The sequence below is a fragment of the Kosmotoga sp. DU53 genome (genome assembly GCF_001639905.1).
GTDB lineage: Bacteria > Thermotogota > Thermotogae > Petrotogales > Kosmotogaceae > Kosmotoga > Kosmotoga olearia.
In genome coordinates, this window is the sequence record NZ_JGCK01000029.1 from 1 (window position 1) to 4,430 (window position 4,430).

The 4,430-nt window shown below is 36.9% G+C and carries 2 protein-coding genes and 1 pseudogene; all 3 read right to left on the minus strand.

What is annotated here, in order from left to right; all coding sequences use genetic code 11:
- Nucleotides 1-462: pseudogene (locus DU53_RS03995) on the minus strand (peptidase S41); the annotation flags it as partial.
- Nucleotides 463-600: 138 nt separating this feature from the next.
- Entirely contained in the window at nt 601-2,316 is a 1,716-nt protein-coding gene (locus DU53_RS04000) for an ABC transporter ATP-binding protein (RefSeq protein WP_015868138.1), read from the minus strand.
- Entirely contained in the window at nt 2,313-3,710 is a 1,398-nt protein-coding gene (locus DU53_RS04005) for a radical SAM protein (protein WP_015868139.1), read from the minus strand. Before DU53_RS04005 ends, DU53_RS04000 begins: the two co-directional genes overlap by 4 nt.
- Nucleotides 3,711-4,430 lie beyond the last annotated feature (720 nt).

A 4,430-nucleotide genomic window follows, 5' to 3' on the forward strand; every position in this document is an offset into this window, starting at 1 on the left:
TGTAATCTCAAATTCCTCGATTCCCCACCACTCAGGCAATGCTTGGATGAAGTAATTCACCAGAAAATTAAGTCTACTCTCTGGAGTTTCATAGGTTCCATACATCTCCAGTTCCTGGATAATATTCTCAACCGGAATGCCATTGATCTTTGTTACAATGGCTCCGACTGGCAGTTCGCAGACTGAATTGATCACCACCGCTTTATCTTTCACATTGTGCAACCTAAATGGAAATACTCTGATTACTGCATCTGATGGAGGATGCAAAAAGGAATGCTGGTCGTGAAGAATGGCTATTAACGGAGCAGCTATCATGTAGAATTCCGACCAGGTCATATCGTGGTCTAATTGAGCCCTTTTCTCTGCCACAAGATTCCAGAATACATCTTCATCTACCTTTAGCCATGGATTGTAAAACTCTGCAACGATTTTGGAGACAAGAAAATCTAAGTCCTCTCTCAACTGCTCGGGAGTAAAAAGCTGTTCGGCTATTATGAAAGTGAAGCAATCAAAAGGATTCCTATGAGTATATAGCGAGTTTTATTCACCGCAATCTCCTCCTAGGAAATTGAACTTGTAATATTGTATTGCTTACTATTATCACGCCATCAGTTGGCTTTCCAGGATTTTCTTGTACATCAAACCTTTTTTCACCAATTCCTCGTGTGTGCCCTCTTCAACCACTCTTCCTTTGTCCAATACAACCACCCTATCTGCCTTCCTTATTGTCGATAATCTGTGGGAAATGATGATAATCGTCATATTCAGCTTCTTCAGGTTGTTGAATATTTCCTCTTCTGTCTGTGAATCAACACCGGAGGTAGCTTCATCAAGTACGAGTACCTTTGGATTTCTGATAACCGCACGTGCTATTGCAACCCGCTGCCTTTGACCATCGGATAACTTTGAACCTCTCTCTCCTACAATAGTGTCGTATCCGTTCTCAAGTTTGTCGATGAATTTATCCACACATGCAATTTTGATGGCTTCTCTAAATTCTTCTTCACTGAAGTTATCATCAAGGACTATATTTTCTCGTATACTCATATTGAAGAGGAAATCATTTTGGTGTACCACAATCACTTTCTTTCTAAGTTTGTTTAACACGTACCTTCTTAAATCTTCACCGTTTATCATTACGTTTCCCTTTTCTGGATCAAAGTACCTGGGAAGAAGGGTAATTAACGTACTTTTTCCTGCACCACTTGTTCCCACGATTGCGACACGCTCGTTTGAGTTTATTTTCAAGTTAATTCCATTCAAAACAGGCTCATTGTCATACGAAAAGCATACTTCTTTGTATTCGATCTTGTTTACACCTTCAAATATCTTTTCTCCGCTCTTCTCCTCGTCCATTTCGTGAATTTCACGAATTCTTCTGAAAACGGGAGTCGCACTCTTTAGGGAGATGAGAAAGTGACTCAGAACCCTTATGGGTTCATATATCCAGTTCATGAAATCGTAGAAACCTATCAACGTACCGAGTGTGATAGTCCCTTTCATCACAAGAAAACCACCGAAACTCAAAACGAGAACGGGACTTATCCCTCTTATAAATGTTACAAAATCCTCTATGGTCTGTGTGACAAGTTGATACTTGTTGCTCACCTTAAGCCACTCTTTCACCTTTTCATCAAATTTTTCAGCGAAATATTCGTTCTTAACGAGATTTTTTATTGTAGCGGTTCCATCTATTTTCTCTCTAAAACTCTCGATAACCTGGCTGTTTTTTTCGCGTTCGAGGGTGGAGAATTTTTTTAGTTTCTTGTTAAAAATGTTCACAGAGAAGTTATAAAAAGGAATGGTTGCGAATACAACAAGCGCCAATTGCCAGCTGAAGTAAATTAATACCCCACCAAAAAGTATCAATTCTATGATATTCAACACGATAATTGGGATAACAGAACTTATTGTTCTAGAAAGTTGGGGGATATCCGAAGTTGCTCTTGAGATCATGTCACCTGTGCTCTTTTTGGCAAGGCTTTCTACAGGAGATCGCAAAACTTTTTTTAGAAACGATACCTGCTCATCGTGTGTTATCTGGTTACCGCACTTAAAGATGTTGTAGTTCACAACAACAGAAAGCAACCTTTCGAGCCCTTTGATACCTATAAACAAGAGTACGAATACCGGCAGTTTGGAGAAGTCAGCCTTTGCTATTATATTATCAAATAGATATCTTATAAGAAATGGGCTTAAAATCCCTACGAAGAGCAGAATTGGTGCAAACACGAAAATCAATTTCTGATATTTTGTGTACCGTTTTGCGTAGTTTAGAAGTTCGTGAACTTCAGGATCACGTGTAAGAATTCTCAATATAACCACTCCCAAACCTTTTCATCAAAAATTTTCTTGACAATTTCCATTTTTATTTTGCAGTACTCGTGTGGAATAGTTGCATCACTAGATTTTCCTAAAACATGCTCTTCAAAAACACAGCCTTCACAGAGATATTCTAAAAAGCATTCTTTGCACATTGTATCGTTACTTTTTGAATTTAAAACCTTATATTTTTCTTTCATGACTTCCAATTTTTTAGAAACTTCACTTAAATCATCGTTGACGTTGGCAATTTTAAATTTGTTCTTTCCAACAACAAGTTGGCATGGGTAAATATCACCTTGGGCTGAGACAGCAAAACTTGTTATGCCAGCTCCACAAAAATATTCTGTTGGATTTGAATTAAATATGTTACTCAAATATACTTTTATTCTTTTAGAAATTTCGTCTTGGTTTTCAAATTTACGTGATGTTTTTAATTTTTCTATTAACTTAAGAATGTCGATAACGCTATTTGTAAACAAATCAGTTCCTATTAATAGGTCAGGATGATTTGATATAACGGGTACAATCATAAGACTTGTTATTCCTAGTTTCTGAGCAAAAAAATTCTTTAAATCCTCACGAGAAAATCCAAACTCCAAATGTTTTTTCGTGTAAGTTACTTCAATCGCCTTTGGTTGGTAGATATTCCTCAGGATGTCAAGATTTTCAATAACTCTGTTATATGAAGGACTTCCGTCTTTAAATGGTCGTAAAGTGTTTTGAATTATTTCAGGCCCGTCAAGACTTACAACTATTTCAAATTCAAATAGTGAACTGTTATCTTTGATTAACTTCACCAGCTCCTCTACATTTTTCTGGGAAACACCCAATCCTGTTTCAAGGCTAATTTTTGGTGATGCTGAAATCTTTTTTTCGTTTGTCAATATTTTCAAAGTCTCTATTAATTTTTTAATTGCTTTGAGATTTAACAGTGGCTCACCACCAAAAAGCTGAATAGTTTCAATATAACCGTATAAATTATAGAAAACTGTCAATGTATTTTCTAATGTCGAAATATTCATTAATCCGCCTTCACCATATGTTCCACCATTTGCGTAGCAATAAACACATTTGAGAGGGCACTCTTGTGATACTAAAAGAGCCAATCTTTCCACATGGTTTTTAGTTACTGTTTTTATTGAAAGAAGCTGCTTTAATTGGTTAATAGTATTTTCGGAATTAGGAAGCACAGTTAGGATTTCGTTTATTTCCTCCGTGTTATTTTTTAGAAGTAGCTTGAAGAATTTTGTGTTTGTTTCGTCTAAAGTGTATATAGATAACGTGGGCTTGTGCCATAGTATAGTTTCATTGCTGGTAGTTGAAAAAAGATAAAATTCTCTTTTTATAGTTGGTAGATTATTAACTATGAAGTGGTAATTTCCCATTTTTCCATCCTCCTCTTTATATTTGATGAGTCAAAAACTAAGATTTGTCTTTTATTTAAACTTTTGAATTTAGTATATGAATTCAAAAACCCGCCACATTGCATAAACAATGTGGCGGGAGAGAATGATTTACGCTAGAACTTACGGGGTGAGTTTACCATCTTTACAACTTCCGCAGATTGCATACCCCCTGCATCCAGAGCTTGTGGTTACGTCCGTTTCAACAGGTATTAGTACTTTTTTCATAATCTTACACCTCCCTTCACGTTAACTTTCTAGTACCCCCTCACGGGAGTTAATTGCCTCTTTGCCAATATTTCTGCTCTCGATATCTCCTCACAGCTCAAGCTTTAGCAACTTCTTTATAACGCAGCTTGGTGACACCGTTTTCAATCTTTCGACAGTGCTTTCACTCAGTTTTTGTAGTATTGTATCCATGTGTGAGCGGTGGGCTGCTGAGATTTTCAAGTTTGGAAATCAAAGAACTTTTGTATATGTTTCCCGCACTGCCCCACTTTAGCTGTTTTCTTGTTACAGCCTATTTCACTTTAGCCTTTTTGTGCAATTCTGCGAGTTTTGTCCATGGCCGGTTGTGATAGAATGAGAATGAGTCAGTTGTCGGCATGCTGGGTTATCACAGGATTTGTGTTTTCTGTGTTAGCATTTGCATCTGTTTCATCAGCAAACGCTATTGTTACTGTTAAGAACAACATTATTAAT

Coding starts and splice junctions, on each gene's coding strand:
- DU53_RS04005 (WP_015868139.1), bottom strand. CDS start 3,710: ATGGGAAATTACCACTTCATAGTTAATAATCTACCAACTATAAAAAGA.